17 protein-coding genes and 1 tRNA gene are annotated in these 19,621 nt (G+C 71.2%); 15 read left to right on the forward strand and 3 right to left on the reverse strand.

The window, feature by feature from the left end:
• Positions 1-186 precede the first annotated feature (186 nt).
• Together ACJ5H2_RS06885 and ACJ5H2_RS06890 are read left to right on the forward strand one after the other, a co-directional pair.
• Positions 187-1,266, forward strand: coding sequence for a PHP domain-containing protein (locus ACJ5H2_RS06885; protein ID WP_408898827.1), 1,080 nt, complete (start codon positions 187-189; stop codon positions 1,264-1,266).
• Between the two features lie 9 nt (positions 1,267-1,275).
• On the forward strand, positions 1,276-1,833 hold the full coding sequence (locus ACJ5H2_RS06890; RefSeq protein ID WP_408898828.1) for a M48 family metallopeptidase: 558 nt from the start codon (positions 1,276-1,278) through the stop codon (positions 1,831-1,833).
• A 19-nt stretch (positions 1,834-1,852) separates the two neighbouring features.
• On the opposite strand, the gene ACJ5H2_RS06895 is transcribed toward ACJ5H2_RS06890, so the two are convergent.
• Together ACJ5H2_RS06895 and ACJ5H2_RS06900 are read right to left on the reverse strand one after the other, a co-directional pair.
• Positions 1,853-2,395, reverse strand: coding sequence for an NUDIX hydrolase (locus ACJ5H2_RS06895; RefSeq protein ID WP_408898829.1), 543 nt, complete (start codon positions 2,393-2,395; stop codon positions 1,853-1,855).
• On the reverse strand, positions 2,392-3,765 hold the full coding sequence (locus tag ACJ5H2_RS06900; RefSeq protein ID WP_408898830.1) for a zinc-dependent metalloprotease: 1,374 nt from the start codon (positions 3,763-3,765) through the stop codon (positions 2,392-2,394). The genes ACJ5H2_RS06895 and ACJ5H2_RS06900 overlap by 4 nt, the downstream gene beginning before the upstream one ends.
• Positions 3,766-3,849: 84 nt before the next feature.
• Here ACJ5H2_RS06900 and ACJ5H2_RS06905 point away from each other — a divergent pair, with 84 nt between their 5' ends.
• The 7 genes from ACJ5H2_RS06905 (at position 3,850) to ACJ5H2_RS06935 (ending at position 10,112) form a co-directional block, all read left to right on the forward strand.
• Positions 3,850-4,278 (forward strand): molybdenum cofactor biosynthesis protein MoaE, encoded by a 429-nt coding sequence (locus tag ACJ5H2_RS06905; RefSeq protein WP_408898831.1) that lies wholly within the window; start codon positions 3,850-3,852, stop codon positions 4,276-4,278.
• 106 nt (positions 4,279-4,384) lie between these two features.
• Positions 4,385-4,714 (forward strand): hypothetical protein, encoded by a 330-nt coding sequence (locus tag ACJ5H2_RS06910; RefSeq protein ID WP_408898832.1) that lies wholly within the window; start codon positions 4,385-4,387, stop codon positions 4,712-4,714.
• A gap of 27 nt (positions 4,715-4,741) precedes the next feature.
• Positions 4,742-5,779: a PDZ domain-containing protein gene (locus tag ACJ5H2_RS06915; protein WP_408898833.1), complete on the forward strand. Its 1,038-nt coding sequence runs from the start codon at positions 4,742-4,744 to the stop codon at positions 5,777-5,779.
• 29 nt (positions 5,780-5,808) lie between these two features.
• A complete protein-coding gene (locus ACJ5H2_RS06920; protein ID WP_408898834.1) occupies positions 5,809-6,360 on the forward strand; it encodes a PPA1309 family protein in 552 nt (183 codons plus the stop codon).
• Positions 6,353-9,316 carry a UPF0182 family protein gene (locus ACJ5H2_RS06925; protein WP_408898835.1) on the forward strand — a complete coding sequence of 988 codons (2,964 nt, stop codon included), beginning with the start codon at positions 6,353-6,355 and terminating at the stop codon, positions 9,314-9,316. Before ACJ5H2_RS06920 ends, ACJ5H2_RS06925 begins: the two co-directional genes overlap by 8 nt.
• 40 nt (positions 9,317-9,356) lie before the next feature.
• Complete coding sequence (locus tag ACJ5H2_RS06930) at positions 9,357-9,983, forward strand: trimeric intracellular cation channel family protein (RefSeq protein ID WP_408898836.1); 627 nt, start codon at positions 9,357-9,359, stop codon at positions 9,981-9,983.
• A 52-nt stretch (positions 9,984-10,035) separates the two neighbouring features.
• A tRNA-Met gene (locus tag ACJ5H2_RS06935) sits at positions 10,036-10,112 on the forward strand.
• Between the two features lie 355 nt (positions 10,113-10,467).
• Here the strand turns inward: ACJ5H2_RS06935 and ACJ5H2_RS06940 are convergent.
• A complete protein-coding gene (locus ACJ5H2_RS06940) occupies positions 10,468-11,085 on the reverse strand; it encodes a TetR/AcrR family transcriptional regulator (protein ID WP_408898837.1) in 618 nt (205 codons plus the stop codon).
• Positions 11,086-11,194: 109 nt separating this feature from the next.
• Between ACJ5H2_RS06940 and ACJ5H2_RS06945 the strand changes: the two genes are divergently transcribed.
• From ACJ5H2_RS06945 to ACJ5H2_RS06970, 6 genes are all read left to right on the forward strand, one after another.
• On the forward strand, positions 11,195-12,406 hold the full coding sequence (locus ACJ5H2_RS06945; protein ID WP_408898838.1) for a cytochrome P450: 1,212 nt from the start codon (positions 11,195-11,197) through the stop codon (positions 12,404-12,406).
• Positions 12,406-13,374, forward strand: coding sequence for an MBL fold metallo-hydrolase (locus ACJ5H2_RS06950; RefSeq protein WP_408898839.1), 969 nt, complete (start codon positions 12,406-12,408; stop codon positions 13,372-13,374). Before ACJ5H2_RS06945 ends, ACJ5H2_RS06950 begins: the two co-directional genes overlap by 1 nt.
• Complete coding sequence (locus ACJ5H2_RS06955) at positions 13,371-14,354, forward strand: fumarylacetoacetate hydrolase family protein (RefSeq protein ID WP_408898840.1); 984 nt, start codon at positions 13,371-13,373, stop codon at positions 14,352-14,354. Before ACJ5H2_RS06950 ends, ACJ5H2_RS06955 begins: the two co-directional genes overlap by 4 nt.
• Positions 14,351-16,291, forward strand: a complete 1,941-nt coding sequence (locus ACJ5H2_RS06960) for an acetoacetate--CoA ligase (RefSeq protein ID WP_408898841.1) — start codon at positions 14,351-14,353, stop codon at positions 16,289-16,291. Before ACJ5H2_RS06955 ends, ACJ5H2_RS06960 begins: the two co-directional genes overlap by 4 nt.
• Positions 16,292-16,293: 2 nt before the next feature.
• The gene (locus ACJ5H2_RS06965) at positions 16,294-17,250 is read left to right on the forward strand and encodes a PDR/VanB family oxidoreductase (RefSeq protein ID WP_408898842.1); all 957 of its coding nucleotides are present in this window, start codon (positions 16,294-16,296) and stop codon (positions 17,248-17,250) included.
• Positions 17,251-18,028: 778 nt separating this feature from the next.
• Positions 18,029-19,588: a TROVE domain-containing protein gene (locus ACJ5H2_RS06970; RefSeq protein WP_408898843.1), complete on the forward strand. Its 1,560-nt coding sequence runs from the start codon at positions 18,029-18,031 to the stop codon at positions 19,586-19,588.
• The last annotated feature ends 33 nt before the right edge of the window (positions 19,589-19,621 follow it).

Below are 19,621 nucleotides of genomic sequence, written 5' to 3' on the forward strand. Positions count from 1 at the left end.
AGCTGTGGATAGAGCTGTGGACCAACCGCGGGAGCCGTGGATGGACCCGCAAGAATGGGGACGAGCCTGTGGAAGGAGCGCCGGTCCGGGGGAGGCTGGGGGCGGCCTACCCGAGGGTGACCAGCGAGGATGGCGCCCACAGGTTCCTCCACTGCCTGTGGACAACAGATTTCCCGAGGAGGGTGCGTGAGCGAGGAGGCCTACGGCGGCACGCCGGTGGCGGCGCTGCGCCGGATCGCGTTCCTGCTGGAGCGCGGTCGCGCGGACAGCTACAAGGTCAAGGCCTACCGGGGGGCCGCGTCGGCGATCCTGTCCCTGGCGCCGGAGGAGGTGGCCGCCCGCGCGTCGGCCGGCACGCTCACCGAGCTGCCCGGGGTGGGCGCGAGCACCGCCCGGGTGATCGCGCAGGCGGTGCAGGGCCGGGTGCCGGACAAGCTCGCCGAGGCCGAGGCGACGTACGGCGGGCCCCAGACCGCCGACGGCGCCGGCACCGCGCTGCGCGCCCGGCTCCGCGGCGACCTCCACTCCCACTCGGACTGGTCCGACGGGGGCTCGCCGATCGAGGAGATGGCGATGACGGCGATGGAGCTCGGTCACGAGTATCTCGTGCTCACCGACCACTCGCCCCGGCTGAAGGTCGCGCGCGGGCTCTCGGCCGAGCGCCTGACGCGCCAGCTGGGGGTGGTCGAGGCGGTCAACGCCCACCTGGGTGCGGCGATGGGCGACGTGCGGGAGGCCGCCGGCTCCGCGCCCTTCCGCCTGCTGAAGGGCATCGAGGTCGACATCCTCGACGACGGCTCGCTGGACCAGACCGACGAGATGCTCGCGCAGCTCGACGTCCGGGTCGCCAGCGTGCACTCCAAGCTCGCGATGGACCCCGAGCCGCTGACCCGCCGCATGGTCGCGGCGGTCCGCAACCCGTTCACCAACGTGCTCGGCCACTGCACCGGACGGCTGGTCACGGGCAGCCGTGGGGTGCGCAAGGAGTCCCGCTTCGACGCGCGGGCGGTCTTCGAGGCGTGCGCGGAGGAGGGCGTGGCGGTCGAGATCAACTCCCGCCCCGAGCGCCGGGACCCGCCGACCCGCCTGCTGGAGCTGGCGCGCGACATCGGCTGCCTGTTCTCGATCGACAGCGACGCGCACGCTCCCGGCCAGCTGGACTACCCGCTGCTCGGCTGTGAGCGTGCCGAGGCCGCCGGCATCGACGCCGATCGGATCGTCAACACGTGGCCGGTGGAGCGCCTCTTGGAGTGGGCGACGCCGTAGGGTCGGGACATGCCCACCCCGCGCGTGGAGGTACGACGGTCCGAGCGCCGCCGCCGTACCGTCACGGCCTATCGCGAAGGGGAGACCATCGTGGTGCTCGTGCCCGACAACCTGTCGGTGACCGAGGAGCGGGCCTGGGTGTCGAAGATGGTGGCCCGGGTGGAGCGCAAGGAGCGCCGCGCCGGCTCGCCGCGGCGGTGGAGCGACGAGGACCTGGCGCGACGCGCGCGGCAGCTGAGCGACGAGTACCTGGGCGGCCTGGCCGTCCCTGAGTCGGTGCGCTGGGTCGGCAACCAGCGCGCGCGCTGGGGATCGTGCACCCCGAAGGACCGCTCGATCCGGCTGTCCGAGCGACTCCAGCGGATGCCCGAGTGGGTGATCGACTACGTGATCGTCCACGAGCTGGCCCACCTCATCGAGCCGCACCACGACGAGAGGTTCTGGGGGTGGGTCGCCCACTACCCGGCCGCGGAGAAGGCCAAGGGCTACCTGGCCGGGTGGTCCGACGCCGCGCGGATCGACCGGCCGCCGGCCGAGCGGGTCGTCCCGGGCGAGGACGTCGACTGAGCCGACAGCGCGCCCCTCCTCAGCAGAGGACCTCGCGGGCGCGCGCGATGAGGACGTGCATCGCCGGCTCCAGCTCGGGGAGCCCGTCCAGCGGCCACCAGCGCAACGCGAGCGACTCGTCGCTGACCGTCTCCCGCGCCCCGGGGCGGGCCCGGGCGGCGTAGCGCACGTCGAGATGGCTCACCCCACCCCGCGGGTCGCAGAAGGGCACCACGTGCACGTCGAGCTGCAGCGGCTCGGGATGCGCGTCGAGCTCGGCGAGTCCGCTCTCCTCGCGCGCCTCGCGCAGCGCGACCCCCGCCAGCGTGGCGTCCCCCTCCTCGGCGTGCCCGCCGAAGTGGAACCAGCGGCCGGCCTTGCGGTGCAGGTTCAGCAGCACCCGGTCGCCGGAGGCGTCCAGGACCAGGGTGCCGGCGGTCAGGTGGTCGGGGTACGACGATCGCCACATGCCGTCGGGCGTCGCGCTCAGGTGCCGCACATAGCGCTCGCGCAGCGCCTCCTGGGTGGCGTCGGGCGCGCTCCACGCCGTCAGCGTGGCGAGCGCGTCGGCGTGGAGCGTCACTCGTCGTCGGGCGAGCCGGGCGAGCCGGGCGAGTCGGGGGCGCCGGGGGACTCCGGGCCGCCCTCGAGCAGCTTGCGCAGCTCGGCGTCGAACTCGTCCTCGCTCAGCGCCTCCGGGGCGACGGCCTCGTCGCGGAAGGACAGCGGGTCGTCGAGGTCGGCGGCGGTCGGGAGCAGGTCGGGGTGCATCCACACGCCGTCGCGGGCCTCCTGGCCCGAGCGCGTGCGCAGCCCACCCCACAGGGTGGAGGCGTCCCGCAGGCGCCGGGGGCGCAGCTCCAGGCCCACGAGAGCGGCGAAGGTCTGCTCGGCGGGACCGCCCGCGGCGCGGCGGCGGCGGACCGCCTCGCGCAGCTTGGCGGCCGCCGGCATCCGCTCCGCCGTGGCCTGCCCGACGACCTCGTCGACCCAACCCTCGACGAGGGCGAGCGCGATCTCCAGGCGCGAGAGCGCCGCCGTCTGCGCCTCGGTCTGCGGCGGGTCGAACAGGCCGCCCTCGAGCAGGCCCTGCATCGCCTCGAGGTTCGTCGGGTCGATGCTGCGCAGCTGCTCCTGGACCCGCTCCTGGATCTGCTGGGCGTTGATCTCCAGGCCGCGCGCATAGTCGGTCACCGCGCCGATCAGGTGCTCGCGCAGCCACGGGACGTGGGCGAACAGGCGCTGGTGGGCCGCCTCGCGCAGCGCGAGGTAGAGCACCACGTCGTCCTCGGACACGTCGAGTCCGTCGGCGAACGCCCGGACGTTGCTCATCACCAGCGCCGCCTTGCCCGGGGAGCCGAGGGGCAGGCCGATGTCGGACGCGGTGAGCACGTCGCCGGCCAGCGCGCCGAGGCCCTGGCCGATCTGCATCGCCATCATCCCGCCGACGGCCTGGCCGATGATGCCGACCAGGGGGCCGGCGGCGGCCTTCATCTCCTCGGGCAGGCCGCTGGACAGGCCGGTCACCGACCGGGCCGCGACCGGCTCGACGAGCACCTTCCACACCGGCTGGGTCTCGACCAGCCATTCGGCGCGACTCCACGCCGCCGTCGTACCGACGCCGGAGGGGAAGCCGGTCGCCGTGTCGAGCCAGTGGTCGGCCAGCCGGACCGCGTCGGCCACCCGGTCCTGGTCGCGCCGTGACGGCGAGGGGTCCTGCTCCTGGGCGATCGCCTGGCGGGCCATGTCGGTGGCGGCGGTCCAGTTCAGCGGGCCGTCGTGGGGCTGCATCAGCGACTGCAGCTGCTGGAAGAACGCCATGCCGCCACCCGCGCCACCCGGGAAGGCGCCGCCGGGGAGCGCGCCGCCGAGGGCGCCGAAGATCTGCTCGAACGGCGTGCCCTTGAAGGGGTTCGGCTGGTCGTCACCCGGGGTGCCCGGACTATCGCTCATGGGTCAAAACTACGCCCGATCACCAACCGTCGGTGTAGGGGAGAGCCCTGAGCGGACCCCGGTCCCGGTCCCTAGAGTGGGGCCATGACCCACCCCGCCGTGCGCCTCGTCGCGATCTCGGACCAGCCGCTCTCGGTGAGCGAGGTGCTGGATAGCCTCGACGACCCGGCGTCGGGGGGACTGGTGCTCTTCGTCGGGCGGGTCCGCGACCACGACCGCGGCCAGGGCGTCACCGGTCTGTCGTACTCCGCGCACCCCTCGGCGCTCGACCGGCTGCGCGAGGTGTGCGAGCGGATCGCGGACGCGTACGACGTCTCCGGAGTCGCCGCCGTGCACCGGGTCGGCGACCTCGACATCGGCGAGCTCGCCGTCGTCGTCGCGACGACCGCGGGCCACCGCGGCTCCTCCTTCGAGGCCAGCCGGGCGCTGATCGACACCCTCAAGGCGGAGGTGCCGATCTGGAAGCACCAGCGGTTCACCGACGGCTCGGACGAGTGGGTGGGGAGTCCGTAGGTGAGCGGGGCGGTTCGAGGCTCGTCGCCGGCGCTCCTCGCACCTCGACCACCGGGGGCCGCGTGTCCTGACGGTCGGGCGACCGCACCCGACCTACTCTCGTGGGGTGGAGATCCTGCTCTGGCTGCTGCCGGCCGCCGCGCTCACCCTCGCCTCCATGGCGTGGGTCGCGTGGTGGGGCCGTGAGGGCCGGGGCGAGGTCGACCGCGAGACCGCGGCACGACGGCTCGGAGAGGCGCTGACCCGCGAGCAGGCCTCGCGTCCCGGGTACGCCGCACCGAAGCGACGACCGGAGCGACACACCGGCGTCGCGCTGCGCGCGTCGCAGACCCGTCCGTCGGTGGTCGCGGGGGCCGGGGAGCAGACGTCGGATGCGTCGGACCCGCAGCCCGACCGCCAGACCGACGGCGCGACGGGTGACCGCCGCGCGTCCTGATTGGACACGTCTGACAAGGTAGGCGCCATGAGCCAGCGCCTGATCGCCGCGTGCATCGCGGCTCCGTTGGTGCTGATCTTGGGCGGCATCGCGCTCGTCGTACCGCTGCCCTATGCCTCCTACAGCCCGGGCCCGACGTACGACATCCTCGGCAAGGACTCCGACGAGGCCGAGGTGATCCAGGTCGACGGGCACGAGGCCTACTACGACGACGGGCAGATCCGGTTCACGACCGTCGTCGCCTCCTCCTTCGGCCAGAGGCTCTCGCTGGGCGAGGCACTGTCGCGCTGGGTGGACCCCGACAAGGCGGTCCTGCCCTACGACGTCGTGCATCCGCCCGAGACGACGCGGGCCGACGAGGAGGCGGAGGGCGCGATCCAGATGACGACCTCGCAGGACGTCGCCAAGGCGGTCGCGCTCACCGAGCTCGGGTACGACGTGCCCAAGGCCGTCCAGGTCGCCCAGGTCGACGACGAGGGGCCGGCCAAGGACAAGCTGCTCGTGCGCGACGTGTTCAAGGAGGTCGACGGGGAGCCGGTCACGAAGGCCGAGCAGGTCGTCGAGGCCGTGCGCAAGCACGACGACGGGTCCCTGGTCGAGCTCCGCATCCTGCGCGACGACCGGGAGCTGACGGTGCGGCTCAAGCCCGAGCAGATCGAGGGCAAGCCGCGGGTCGGCGTCACGCTGGGGCTCGGCTACGAGTTCCCGTTCGACATCACCCTGCGCGTCGACCCCGCCGTCGGCGGCCCCAGCGCGGGCCTGATGTTCTCCCTCGCCATCTACGACACCCTCACCCCGGGCTCGCTGACCGGCGGCGCGAACGTCGCCGGCACCGGCGAGCTGGCGCCCGACGGGAAGGTCGGCCCGATCGGCGGCATCGAGCAGAAGATCGCCGGCGCCGAGGCCGAGGGCGCCGACCTGTTCTTCGTGCCCGCCGCCAACTGCCCCGACGTGAAGGGCCTCGACCCCGACCTGCGGCTGGTGAAGGCGACGACCATGCACGACGCGCGTCTCGCGCTGGAGACGTGGGTCGGCGACCACGACGCGGACCTGCCGAGCTGTTGACGGATCCTGAAGGAGCGAGCGGACAACCGATGGACTACGAGTTGGACGTCGACCCGGCGCTGGCCGCCGCGGTGCTCGAGATCGAGGGCCACCACGCGCGCGCGGGCTGGGACCAGCCGGCGCGCCTCTACGCGCTCGTCGACACCGGCCACCTGGTCGCGCAGGAGCCCGCGCTGGCGGCTCAGCTCGGCCTCGACGCCCCCGCAGAGCAGGGCTCGCTGACGCCGGTCGAGCAGGACGACCTGCCAGAGGGCCAGCAGCTCGAGGAGGTGCTCCCCGGCATCCAGTGGCCCGACGTCGTCACCGGCTGCGCGGCGGTCGTCGAGCGCCTCGTGCTGCCGCCCGCGGCGGACGGCCAGGTGCCGGAGGACCCGGAGGCGGCTGCGGAGTTCGCGCGCGAGCACCCCGACGCCGAGGAGGTCCGCATCGTCGCCGGGGTGACCCGGCACGGCGCGAGCTACTGCGCGCTGCGGATGCGCAGCCACGACGAGGACAGTGCCGTCATGGGCGGCAACGACCTGGTGCCCGGGCTCATCGAGCTGCTCCGGGCCACCCTGCTGGAGGACGAGAACGATGAGTGAGCTGTTCGACGAGGAGCCCGAGCGTCCGGCGCCCGAGCGACCGGGTCGCCGTACCCGAGCCCTGGTCATCACCGGTGTGGTGCTGATCGTCGGGTTCTTCCTGCTCAGCGCCTTCGCGGGGATCTACACCGACCGCCTCTGGTACAAGGAGGTCGGCTTCGGCGAGGTCTTCAGCACGATGCTGTGGACCCGGGTCGGGCTCTTCCTCGCCTTCGGCGCGCTGATGGGCGGCGTCGTCGCGCTCAACATGTACCTCGCCTTCCGCTTCCGCCCGATGTTCCTCATGGCCGGGCCCGACGGCGTCGACCGCTATCGCGACGCGGTCACCCCGATCCGCGGCTGGCTGCTGGCCGGCGTCGGCGTGGTCGTCGGCATCTTCGCGGGCACCTCGGCCATCGGCCAGTGGCGCACCTTCCTGCTGTGGCGCAACGGCGAGACCTGGGGCAGCAAGGACGCGTACTTCAAGAAGGACATCGGCTTCTACGTCTTCGACCTTCCCTGGTGGAACTTCGTCATCGACTTCGTGATGGCGGTCGCGGTCGTCTCGATCATCGCCACGGCGGTCGTGCACTACCTGTACGGCGGCATCCGGCTCCAGGTCGCTCATGACCGGCTCTCCGCGGCCGCGCAGGTGCAGCTCTCGGTGCTGCTCGGCGCCTTCGTCCTGACCAAGTCGGTCGACTACTTCCTGGACCGCTACGACCTGGTCACCGACGACCACCGGCTCTTCACGGGCATGAACTACACCGCGGAGAACGCGATGCTGCCGGCGCGCAACATCCTGGTCGGCGTCGCGCTGATCTGCGCCGTGCTGTTCTTCCTCAACGTGTGGCGCAAGACCTGGCAGCTGCCGTCCGTCGGCCTCGCGCTGCTGGCCCTGTCGGCCGTGCTGCTCGGCATGATCTGGCCGGCGATCGTCCAGAACGTCCAGGTGAACCCGTCCGCGGCCGACAAGGAGAAGTCCTATATCAAGGCCAACATCGACGCGACGCGCGATGCCTACGGCCTCAGCGACATCGAGGTGGTGCCGAACTACCAGGGCATCGCCTCCACCGAGGCCGAGGAGGGCGCCGGCGCCAAGGAGCAGGGCGACCAGGTGCTCGCCCAGCTCGGCACCACGCCGGTGGTCGACCCGCTGCAGGTCCGCGAGACCTTCCAGCAGCGTCAGCGCAGCAAGGGCTACTACTCCGTCCCGGCCGTGCTCGACGTCGACCGCTACGAGCTCAACGGCCAGGAGGTGCCCCTGGTCCTGGGCGTGCGCGAGCTCGACCAGAGCGGCATCCGCGCGTCCTCGCAGAACTGGCTCAACCTGCACACCGTGTATACGCACGGCGACGGCCTGATCGCCGCCTACGCCAACCAGATCGACGTCAACGACGAGGCCAACGGCCGGATGGTCTGGGCCGAGGGCATCCGCAGCGAGGGCGACGAAGGCGGATCCGACCTCACCAACGCGGAGAAGTTCGAGACCCGCGTCTACTACGGCGAGCAGAGCCCGTCGTACTCGGTCGTCGGGAAGGCGCCCGGCGGCAACGACGTCGAGCTGGGTCTCGACGAGAGCGACACCGAGGACGAGGACGCCGACACCCGCACGACGTACGACGGCAAGGGCGGTGTGCCGGTCGGCAGCACCTTCAACCAGCTGATGTACGCCATCAAGTTCGGCGAGCCGAACTTCCTGCTCTCCGGGCGGGTCAACGAGAACTCCAAGGTCCTCTACAACCGCACTCCGACCGAGCGCGTCGAGCGGGTCGCGCCGTGGCTCACCGTTGACGGCGACCCCTACCCGGCCGTGGTCGACGGGCGGATCAAGTGGATCCTCGACGGCTACACGACCACCGACCGCTACCCGAACGCGCAGCGCGAGTCCTTCGACGCGATGATCGACGACTCGCTCCAGCAGGAGACCGGGCTGCAGACCATCCCCACCGACGAGATCAACTACATGCGCTCGGCGGTCAAGGCGACGGTCGACGCCTACGACGGCACGGTCACCCTCTACCAGTGGGACGAGAGCGACCCGATCCTCAAGACCTGGATGAAGGTCTTCCCCGGCGCGGTCGAGCCCAAGTCGTCCATCGACGAGGCGCTGATGGAGCACATCCGCTATCCCGAGGACCTGTTCAAGGTGCAGCGCTACCAGCTGGCGAAGTACCACGTCACCGACCCGGGGATCTTCTTCTCCGACGACGAGCGGTGGGAGGTGCCCGAGGACCCGAACGCGTCGCGCGAGGTCTTCCAGCCGCCGTATCGGCTGTTCTCGACGGGCGTGGACGGCACCAACGACTGGTCGCTCACCTCGGTGTTCAAGCCGTGGGGTGACCAGAACACGCTGACGTCGTACCTGCAGGTGAACTCGGACGCCACCTCCGACGACTTCGGGCGTCTGCGGCTGCTCGAGATGGCCGACCAGGACACGCCGGGCCCCGGTCAGGTCGCCAACGAGATGCAGGGCAACGACGACGTCTCGCAGAAGCTGCAGCAGTACCGCGTGTCGGGCGCGACCCCGCCGCGGTTCGGCAACCTGCTGACCCTGCCGGTCGACGGCGGTCTGATCTACATCCAGCCGGTGTACGCCGCGCGCAGCGCCACCTCGGCGTTCCCGATCCTGCAGTACGTGATCGTGAAGTACGGCGACAAGGTCGGCATCGACCGCGACCTGCCGCTCGCGCTGGCCGCGGCGCTGGGTGTGGACCTCGAGACCGGCGCGCCCCTGCCGGGCACCGACCCGGAGACGCCGGACCCGGAGGAGCCGGGGGAGGAGACACCGGACCCGCCGACCGGGTCGCTCGACGAGCAGATCGCGCAGGCGCTCCGCGACGCGCAGGACGCGTTCGACGCGGCCGCGAAGGCTCAGGCCGCGAACGAGACCGCCGAGTGGGCGGCGCAGCTGGAGAAGGCGCAGGCAGCCGTCGAGAAGGCCGTGAAGCTCGCGGACCAGAGGGACGCCCAGTAGCGGTTCTCCGTGGGCCGGCAGCATGCGGCATCATCGCCGCATGCTGCTGACCCTCGACCTCGTCGGGATCTTCGTCTTCGCGATCTCCGGGGGGCTGGTGGCCGTGCGCAACCAGCTCGACATCGTCGGGGTCGTCGTCCTGGCGATGGCGACGGGACTCGGCGGCGGTGTGATCCGCGACGTCGTGATCGGCGCGGTGCCGCCACCGGCGGTCGCGGACTGGCGCTATCTCGTGGTGCCCGCCGTCGCGGGCCTGGTCACCTTCTGGCTCCATCCCGCCGTCGGCCGCCTCGAGCGCGAGATCAACGTGTTCGACGCCTTCGGCCTCGGCCTGTTCTGTGTCGCCGGCGCCCTCAAGGCCCAGGAGTACGGCCTCGGCCCGGCGCCCTCCGCCGCCCTCGGCGTCGTCACCGGCGTGGGCGGTGGCATCATCCGCGACCTGCTGGCCGGCCGCGTCCCCGTGATCTTCCGGACGGGCGAGCTCTACGCGATCCCCGCGCTCGCCGGCGCCGCGATCGCCGCGACCGGCGCCGAGCTCGGCGTCGCCCACGGCGTGATCCTCGCCCCCGCCGCCCTGGTCACGATCGGCTGGCGCCTGGTCGCCGTACGCCGGGGCTGGCGGGCGCCCGTCTCGCGGCTGGAGCCGCCTCCGCCGTCCGCCGCCTGACGCCCCCGATTTGGCTCTGTTTGGGGCGATGCCCTAACGTTGGGTTCACCGACGCGGGGTGGAGCAGCTCGGTAGCTCGCTGGGCTCATAACCCAGAGGTCGCAGGTTCAAATCCTGCCCCCGCTACCAAAAGATCGAGGCCAGACATCGTCTGGCCTCGATCTGCTTTTGGAGGTCGCGGTCGACCCATCCCGAACTCAACGCATTCCCTCGTCGTTGGTCGAGTAGTGCTGTGCGCCTGGCTCGACCCGACGTTCTCCACCGGCCGGTGGTGGACGGGAGCGCGGCGACCAGCCCATCCTTCGTGCTCGGCGGGAAGCAAAGTCGGGATGGTCCTCAGGTCAAGGGAGCGCTGGACGGAATGACGAACCGGTCGATCGCCGTGCCGCGCAGTACGGCCGTAGGCGGCAAGCGGATTCGCCGAGAAGACGTGGCGGTCCTGGGGGCCAGCCTCCATCTCGGCCAGCGGACGGATCGCCAGCAATCACCGAGTCGGCTCGGAGGGTTTGCAAGCCCGGAGAACGAGATCGATGCCGGCGTCGACGAGCTCCCGCATCGAGTGCTGGGCGCTACGCTCGCGGACCCACCGGAAGGCGGCGCCCATCAGGACGTCACTGAGAGTGCGGGCGATGGTGGCGGCGTCGACGGCTGGGTCTATGTGCCCGCGAGCCTGACCGTTCCGCAGTGTCGGGGTGAGGTCAGCCAGCAGCTGTGACTCGTAGCGGATGGGACCGGCGGCAACCGTCCAGCCCAACAGCATCTGCCCGGACAGCTCGGGCTCGGCCTGGACCATCTCGCCGATGAGGTGGAAGTAGGACCGCACCCACGCGGTGGTGTCCTCATGCTCGGGTGGGCCGCTGGCGTCGATCGCAACATCGGCCATGCGCCGGACCCACCGCATGGGGATGTCGCTCTTGTTGGGGAAGTGGTTGAACGCCGTACGGCGAGAGGTCCGTGCCCGCTCGGCGATGTCGGCCATCGTGGTGTTCTCGTAGCCGCGCTCGACGAAGAGCTCCGCTGCTGCCTCGTAGAGCAGATCCCGGGTGATCTCAGCACGCCGCTGTCCCGGCCGCGACGCCGGTCCTGGCCCGACTGCCGACATACACACTCCTCATCGTGCGTCGTGACGCTTGACACAATTTGCACTGCGGTGCAGAGTTTCTCCAGCCCATCTGCACCCGAGTGCAAATCAGCCGAGGAGAGGCACCTCTGTGAGCAACCTACCGACAGCAGCTCCGGTCGCCCCGAGCGAGTTCGACCCCTATCAGCCCGAGGCCCTGGCCGACCCCTACCCGTTCTACGCTCGGCTTCGCGAACATGGTCCGGTCGTCTACGTCCCGGGTCGCGACATCTGGCTCGTGTCAGGGCACGCCGAGGCATCCAGCGTCCTGCGCAACCACGGCGCCTTCGTCTCAGGAGACGGAGTGACCTACGCCGGTGCGACGCTCCGGACCGAGCGCTTCCCGCTGCTCGAGAGCGACCCGCCCGACCACACACGCATCCGCCGGTCCCTGCAGCCCGCCTTCATGAAGGACCCGATCGAGACGCTGCGGCCCGAGATCGAGGCGGCCGCAGCGAAGATCGCGGGGGAGGCCGTCGCCCTGGGCGAGTTCGACGCGGTCGAGGCCGTCGCGACCCCGATGCCCGACCGGGCGATGCAGCTGCTGACGGGCCTGACTCCGCCGAGCCCGGAGACGCTCGTGGCCTGGAGCGACGCGGTCGTACGGGCAGAGGAGCCGGCGGGTACGACGCGCCACTTCGAGCTGCTCAGCGACGCCTTGGGCTGGTTGGTGGCCGAGGGCATCGGGCAGATGCCCGCACACTGCCTGGGCCACCTGATCATGGCGAACGGTGGGGTCGACGGCCGGCTCGACCCCGAAGGCTCCGAGCGGCTGATGACGCTGGCCTCGATCTGGCTCGCCGGTATCGACTCGACCGGCGCCCTGCTGGGAAACGCGATCGACGCCTTCATCGAGCACCCGGACCAGTGGGAGCTCCTGCGGAGGCGTCCGGACCTGGTCCCCAACGCAGTCGACGAGCTGCTCCGGTATGAGGCACCGTTCCGGGTCTTCTACCGGCACACCCGGGCCGAGGCCGAGATCGGGGGAGTCACGGTTCCGGCGGGCGCGTCGGTGGGCGTGCTGTTCGGCTCCGCCAACCGTGACCCCCGCCAGTTCGCCGATCCCGACCGGCTCGACATCACGCGGGCGAACGCCCGCACGCATCTGGCGTTCGGCACCGGGCTGCACCTATGCCTGGGCCAGCCGCTCGCTCGGATGGAGGCGGCGTCGGTGCTCACGGCGCTGATCCCTCTCGTCGAGCGATTCGAGCGGGCGGGCACGCCCCAGCGGGACCCGAGCCAGACAGTGCGCAAGTTCGCCTCGCTGCCGGTCCGCGTGGTTCGAGCGGGGGGAGGGGCCTGATGGCCGCGTCGTACGGGCCGCACGACCTCGGCCGGGACTGCTTCGCGTGGCTGGTCGGCGAGGGCGGCTGGGGCGAGAGCAACTCAGGTTTGGTCCGCGGGTCGGGCGAGTCACTCCTGGTGGACACCCTCATCGACCTCACGCAGACCAGGCAGATGCTGGAGGGGATCGCGACGCTGGTCGAGGACCACCCGATCCGCACCGTGGTGAACACCCACGCCGACGGCGACCACTGGTTCGGCAACGAGCTGGTTGCGGGTCCCGGGGTGGAGATCATCGCCTCCGAGAGTGCCGCTGCGTCGATGACCGCGGCGGTGGCAGCCGAGCTGGCGAGCCTGTGGGCGCGCGAGGACCGGGTCGGCGACTTCGTTCGCTCGGTGGCGGGGTCCTTCGACCCGACCGGGGTCACAGCCACCGCGCCGACCCGCACGTTCAGTGGCGAGCTGGACCTCGACGTCGGCGGCCGGCACGTGCGGCTGGTCCAGGTGGGCCCGGCGCACACGGCCGGTGACGTCGTCGTACACGTCCCCGACGCGAAGGTCGTCTACACCGGCGACATCCTCTTCATCGGCGGTGCGCCCCTTGTGTGGGACGGTCCGCTGTCACGCTGCATCGCCGCATGCGACCTGCTCCTCGACCTCGACGTCACGACCGTTGTCCCGGGTCACGGGCCCGTCACCGGCAAGGAGGGTGTCGCACGCGTTCGTGACTACCTCGTGTACGTCGAGCAGGAGGCGACCAGGCGATTCGAGGCCGGACTCGACCTGGCCGAGGCAATCGCGTCGATCGACCTGAGCGGGTTCCCCGAGATGTCCGAGCACGAGCGCATCGCCGCCAACGTCACCAACGTCTACGAGCAGCTCGACCCGGCCATGCCGCGCGCCGGGCGACTGGAGCAGTTCGATCTGATGGCCTCGGTGCATCTGTGCGCCCGTACGGCGGGCCCCGCGGACGGGACGCCGGCATGAGGATCGCTCGACTCCAGGTCGACGGCGACCCACGGGTGGGCGTCGTCGAGGACGAGGGCCTGCAGCCGCTGACGGCGGACACGACGGTCGAGCGCCTCCTGGCAGCCTCACCCGAGGAGCGCGCGGAGATCGTCGACAACTCCCGGGAAGGTGACCCGGTGCCGCTGTCGGGCGCACCTCTGCTCGCGCCGGTCCAGCCCAGCGCTCTGCGCGACTTCCTAGTGTTCGAGGAGCACCTCGAAGGCAGCCTCGGCCTGCTCGGCGCACAGGAGCCGCATCCGGCGTGGTTCGGCCAACCGCTGTTCTACTTCTCCAACGCGAACGCCGTGGTCGGGCCCGACGCGCCGATCGAGGTGCCGCCCGGCTGCAGGAAGCTGGACTTCGAGCTGGAGCTGGCCGCGGTGATCGGGAAGCCCGGCAAGGACCTCAGCCCCGACCAGGCGGCCGAGCACATCGCCGGCTACACGATCTTCAACGACTGGTCGGCCCGTGACCTGATGGGGCCGGTGATCGGGTTCGGGATGGGGCCCGTGAAGGGCAAGGACTTCGCCAACACGCTGGGCCCCTGGATCGTCACCGCCGACGAGCTGGAGCCCTACCGCCAGGGTGATCGGCTCGCGCTGGAGATGCACGCCGAGCTCAACGGCGTCCCCCTGCCCGCGGGCGGAGACAGCTCCGCCAACATGTCGTGGTCGTTCGAGGAGCTGGTCGCCTACGCCTCGCGTGGCGTGGAGCTGCGGACAGGTGAGGTGCTCGCCTCGGGCACCTCCGGGGCTGGCTGCCTGCTCGAGTACTGGGCCCGTCTCGGTGTCGAGGAGCCGCCGCCGCTCCAACCCGGTGACATGGTCACCCTCGTGGTGGAGGGCATCGGGTCGGTCTCGAACCGCATCGTGCCCGGAGTCGAGCCGATCCCGGTGCCGACCGCCCGGGTCGGACTGCCCCGCCGGGATCGCCCCTGGACTCGAGGAGCGCACGCGTGACGCCGGCGACCGTCTGGACACCCACCGCCGAAGCGGTGAACCGGGCGGCCATCACCGCGTTCGCCGAGCTCGCTGCCCGGTACGGCGGCCCGCCACCCGGCTCGTCGTACGACGAGCTCTGGCGCTGGTCGGTCCGGGACCTGACCTCCTTCTGGAACGCCGTCGCCGAGTTCTGCGACGTCGCATGGGATACAGCGCCCTCGGCCGTGACCGACGGCGCACCGATGCCGGCTACCGGCTGGTTCCCCGGCGGGCGCCTCAACTATGTGTCCCAGGTCTTCCGATCACCCCGCGACGGTGTCGCGATCGTCGGTCACGACGAGACCGGTGCCAGGCGGTCGGTGACCTGGCACGAGCTCGAGGCCCGGGTCGCCGCCCTCGCGGCCACCCTGACCGATCTGGGCGTCGTCGCCGGAGATCGGGTCGTGGGCTACCTTCCCGACATCCCGGAGGCCATCATCGCGTTCCTTGCCACGGCGAGCATCGGCGCGGTCTGGGCCGGCTGCGGCACCGACCTCGCGGCCGACGCCGCCCGCAGCCGCTTCGGCCAGCTCGAGCCAGTCGTGCTCGTGGCCGCGGCCGGGCACCACCATCGCGGCCGCTGGATCGACCGGGCCCAGGACGTCTCGCGGCTGCGCGCGGAGCTACCGAGCCTGCGTGCCACTGTGCTCGTCGGCGAGGTCCACGACGCGGACCCGGTCCTCGCCTGGGACGCTGCCACCGCGCCCAGAGGCCGGCCGCTCTCGGCGCTGCCGGTCCCGGCAGGACATCCGCTGTGGGTGCTGTTCACCTCGGGAACGACGGGCCCGCCCAAGGGCATCGTGCACGGCCATGCCGGCGTCGTCGTCGAGCACCTCAAGACCCTCAGCCTGCACCTCGACATCGGCCCCGGCGACCACTTCTTCTGGTACACGACGCTGAACTGGATGATGTGGAACCTCCGCACCGCCGGGCTGCTGCGGGGCGCTACGGTGCACTGCTTCGACGGTGCCCCCACCCCGGCGAACCTGTGGGGCCTCGCCAGCCATGGCGGACTGACCTACTTCGGGGTGAGTCCGGGGTTCCTCGCCGCAACACGGGACGCCGGCATACGCCCCGCCGTCGATTTCACGCTCTCCGCCCTGCGCTCCGTGGGCTGCACCGGCTCGGTGCTGACGGCGCCCATCCACGAGTGGGCGGCCTCGGAGCTCGGTCCGGACGTGTTGGTCGGCTCGACGTCGGGCGGCACCGACGTGGTCAGCGGCTTCGCCGGGTCCGTGCCCACGGAGCCGGTCCGCGCGGGCGAGATCGCAGTGCGCTGCCTCGGCGTGGACCTTCACGCCTGGTCCCCGACTCGCAAGCCCCTGGTCGACGAGGTCGGCGAGCTCGTCGTCAGCTCCCCGATGCCGTCGATGCCGATCCGCTTCTGGAACGACCCCGACGGCAGCCGCTATCGCGCCGCGTACTTCGACACGTTCCCCGGTGTCTGGCGGCACGGGGACTGGGTGACCGTCACCGCGACCGGCTCGGTGGTGGTGCACGGCCGCTCCGACGCGACGCTCAACCGGGCCGGGATCCGCATGGGCAGCGCCGACATCTGCCACGCGGTCGAGGAGCTTCCCGAGGTCACAGAGGCGCTCGTCGTCGGCCTGGAGGAACCCGACGGCGGTTACTGGATGCCCCTGTTCGTCACCCTCGCCGAGGGAGTCGTTCTCGACGACGCGCTCGTGGCCGCCATCAAGGCGGCAGTGCGGCACAAGGTCTCTCCGCGCCACGTCCCCGACGAGGTGATCCGAGCCCCAGGCATCCCGCACACCCACACCGGCAAGAAGCTGGAGGTCCCGGTGAAGACGATCCTGCGCGGCATCCCCGGGGCCGCTCAGGCACACGCCGTCGACCGTCCCGAGCTTCTGGACTTCTACCGCCACGTCGGCGAGACGCATCGAACGAGGAGCTGATCATGCCCCCCACCGCGACCCTACGGGCCAACGTCGTCGCCAAGGAGATGGTGGCCGACGGGGTGGTGCTTCTGACCCTTGCCGGATCAGAGGCGGCCGAGCTGCCACCCTGGCATCCTGGCGCGCACATCGACCTCCACCTGGGAGACCCGTCTCGCGTCAGGCAGTACTCCCTGTGCTCCTCACCCGCCGACCTCACCACCTACCAGGTCGCGGTACTGCGCGAGCCGCAGGGGCGCGGCGGATCGTCGTTCGTCCACGACGTCCTGGCCGTGGGGGACGAGGTCCGCATCGGCGGTCCCCGCAACAACTTCGGCCTGGTCGACGCCGGCCGTTACCTCTTCATAGCCGGTGGCATCGGCATCACGCCCATCGTGCCCATGATCCAGGCAGCGCATCGAGCGGGAGCGGACTGGAGTCTCATGTACGGCGGCCGCACAGCCGCATCGATGGCCTTCACCGAACAGCTCCTCGCCATCGGCGGCCGGCGCGTCCTCCTCAGGCCTCAGGACCAGTACGGCCATCTCGACATCCCCTGTCTCCTGGCGGAACCCGACCCCGATGCCCTGATCTACTGCTGCGGACCCGAGCCGCTGCTCGCCGCAGTCCAGGCAGCGTCCGCCCACTGGTCCCCCGGTTCCCTGCACGTTGAACGCTTCGCTGCCCGCCCGGTCGAGGAGGACGGCACGGACTCGACCTTCGAGGTCGAGTTCGTCCGGAGCGGCGTCAGCGTGACGGTGTCACCCGAGGAGTCGATCGTCGACGTCGCCGAAGCAGCAGGGGTCCCCGTCGTGTACTCGTGCCAGGAGGGCACCTGTGGATCGTGCGAGGTCGCGGTGCTCGACGGCGAGCCCGACCACCGGGACTCGATCCTGTCCGGGGCCGAGCGCGAGGCTGGCAAGACCATCATGGTCTGCGTCTCTCGCGCCAAGTCCGATCGCATCGTCCTGGACCTCTGATGGCGACGCTCCTAGCAGCTGTCCGCTCGCAGTCCGGAGCAGCTTGAAACCAGTAGCAGGGGGATCGCCGCACTCAGTTGTCGAGTTCTCTTGGCGACGCCACCGCTCCTGACCCTTCCTTGTCGTCATCGAGGTGACCTACATCGGTCAGCCCAGCGACTGTCGAAGCATCCAGCGCAGCGATAAATCGCTTGGCGCCACGCCCGAGCGGCATCCAGACTGTCTCCCCGCGGCACCCGCCGCGGACGAAGTCGAGGAGATCCGATGACGCGCACGGCGCAGATCACCCGGTGGGCCGGCAGGCTCGCCGCGAGCCTGCCGTGTCGACGCCAGGGTCGCTTCGAGAACGAGCCCCCTGGGTCTCTCCTGTAGTGCGTCACCGCACCGCAGGAGAGCCGCCCGCTGCTGTCGCAGCCGGCGGCTCTCGTCGTTCCGAGACCCCCGGGGCGAGCACAACTGAAGACGTCGCAACGCCGTAGTGCCGGTGCGAAGACGAGGGTTACTTCACTCCAACTGATGGGACGGGCGCGGGTTCGAATCCCGCCATCCGGGTAGCCGGATGTAGCTCAGCCAGGCAGAGCATTCCAAGAGCACCTTCGTCGACCTCTGTCCTCGGCACTCCGCGTTGCGCCAGGTGTCCGGTGCGAAGACAGCGGCTACTTCGCCTCCACATCGAAACCTCGCTCACAGCGAGGACGCTGCCGCCGTCGCCTCTGTCCTCGGACACCCCATTCCAATCACATCAACCCACAGACCCCTCGGAAGGAGGGACACAAAGATGAGCAAGTTCAACCTGCGGGGCGTCCTCCGCACTGGCCCCAGCGCCGTCGTGACCGCCGAGCGCCCGACCGGCGTGACCTTCGAGGGCGCGCCGGGATACGCGCGCGACGCCAAGAGCGAGCTGTTCCTGCTCGCGGTCACCTCCTTCGTCGCCGAGGACACCTTCTACGAGGCGGCGGCCGAGCGGGACGCCCGCCTGCGCGACCTGGTGGCCGCGGTCGCCGTCGACGACGGTGACTGGGTCCTGCGGCTCGTGCGCTGGCTGCGCACGGGCGTCCACCTGCGCTCGGTAGCGATGGTCGTCGCGGCTGAGGCTGTTCGCGCTCGGCTCGCGGCGGGGATCGCGGGCGGCAACCGAGCCATCGTGGATGCTGCTCTGGACCGTGGAGATGAGCCCGGCGAGTTCCTGGCCTACTGGGCTGGACGCTACGGCCGCACCTTCCCGAAGCCCGTCAAGCGGGGTGTCGCCGACGGTGCCGTTCGGCTGTACTCGGAGCGCTCCCTGGTCAAGTACGACGGCCAGGCGCGCGGCTTCCGTTTCGCCGACGTGCTGGAGCTGACGCACCCCTCGCCGCGCGATGCCCGGCAGAGCGCTCTGTTCCGGCACGCGATCGACCGTCGCCACGACCGGCCCGAGGTGATCCCCGACGAGCTCGGGGTGCTGCGGGCTCGGCAGCAGCTGCTGTCGGTTCCCGTGGAGCAGCGGCGCGCCGTCCTCGCGCAGGGCGATCGGGTGCTGGCGCCGGCCGCGATGACCTGGGAGCAGGTCGCCGGCTGGCTGCAGGGTCCGCTGGACGCCGCCGCGTGGGAGGCGCTGATCCCGACGATGGGCTACATGGCGCTGCTGCGCAACCTGCGCAACTTCGACGAGGCGGGAGTCTCCGACGAGGTCGCGTCGCAGGTCGCGGAGCGCCTGTCCGATCCGGCGGAGGTCGCTCGCTCGCGGCAGCTGCCGCTGCGGTTCCTCGCGGCCTACCGCACCGCGCCTTCGCTCCGTTGGAGCTGGGCGTTGGAGCGGGCGCTGCAGACCAGCCTCCGCGCGGTGCCGTCGCTGCCGGGTCGGACGCTGGTGCTGGTCGACCGGTCCGGGTCCATGTTCACCCGGCTCTCGCGGCGTTCGGTCCTCACGCGGGCCGATGCCGCGGCGGTGTTCGGCGCCTCCCTCGCGATGCGTGCCGCCCACGCGGACCTCGTCGAGTTCGGGACCGACAACCGGGTCGTCCGGATCCGGCGCGGAGAGTCCGTGCTGGCGCTGGCGGGCCGGTTCGGCAATCTCGGTGGAACCAACACCGCGGACGCCGTACGTCGCCACTACCGTGGGCACGACCGCGTCGTGATCGTCACCGACGAGCAGGCGTGGGCGGGCCGGTGGGGCCAGGAGCCGACGAAGGCGGTGCCTGAGCGGGTGCCGGTGTACACGTTCAACCTCGCCGGTTACCAGTACGGCCACGGCCCGTCGGGTGCCGGCAACCGGCACACCTTCGGCGGGCTCACCGACCAGGGCTTCGCCGCGATCCCGCTCCTCGAGGCGGGACGCGAGCAGCGCTGGCCGTTCTGACCGGGGTCTGAGGTGCGGCGGCTGTCCTCGCGG

The sequence above is a fragment of the Nocardioides pymetrozini genome (assembly GCF_046058985.1).
Lineage (GTDB): Bacteria > Actinomycetota > Actinomycetes > Propionibacteriales > Nocardioidaceae > Nocardioides.

Bases quoted from the DNA above. Each gene is read 5' to 3' on its own strand.
- ACJ5H2_RS06970 (WP_408898843.1), top strand. From the start codon at position 18,029: ATGAGCAAGTTCAACCTGCGGGGCGTCCTCCGCACTGGCCCCAGCGCC.
- ACJ5H2_RS06890 (WP_408898828.1), top strand. From the start codon at position 1,276: ATGCCCACCCCGCGCGTGGAGGTACGACGGTCCGAGCGCCGCCGCCGT.
- ACJ5H2_RS06915 (WP_408898833.1), top strand. From the start codon at position 4,742: ATGAGCCAGCGCCTGATCGCCGCGTGCATCGCGGCTCCGTTGGTGCTG.
- ACJ5H2_RS06905 (WP_408898831.1), top strand. From the start codon at position 3,850: ATGACCCACCCCGCCGTGCGCCTCGTCGCGATCTCGGACCAGCCGCTC.
- ACJ5H2_RS06965 (WP_408898842.1), top strand. From the start codon at position 16,294: ATGCCCCCCACCGCGACCCTACGGGCCAACGTCGTCGCCAAGGAGATG.
- ACJ5H2_RS06955 (WP_408898840.1), top strand. From the start codon at position 13,371: ATGAGGATCGCTCGACTCCAGGTCGACGGCGACCCACGGGTGGGCGTC.
- ACJ5H2_RS06950 (WP_408898839.1), top strand. From the start codon at position 12,406: ATGGCCGCGTCGTACGGGCCGCACGACCTCGGCCGGGACTGCTTCGCG.
- ACJ5H2_RS06930 (WP_408898836.1), top strand. From the start codon at position 9,357: ATGCTGCTGACCCTCGACCTCGTCGGGATCTTCGTCTTCGCGATCTCC.
- ACJ5H2_RS06925 (WP_408898835.1), top strand. From the start codon at position 6,353: ATGAGTGAGCTGTTCGACGAGGAGCCCGAGCGTCCGGCGCCCGAGCGA.
- ACJ5H2_RS06920 (WP_408898834.1), top strand. From the start codon at position 5,809: ATGGACTACGAGTTGGACGTCGACCCGGCGCTGGCCGCCGCGGTGCTC.
- ACJ5H2_RS06940 (WP_408898837.1), bottom strand. From the start codon at position 11,085: ATGTCGGCAGTCGGGCCAGGACCGGCGTCGCGGCCGGGACAGCGGCGT.
- ACJ5H2_RS06900 (WP_408898830.1), bottom strand. From the start codon at position 3,765: ATGAGCGATAGTCCGGGCACCCCGGGTGACGACCAGCCGAACCCCTTC.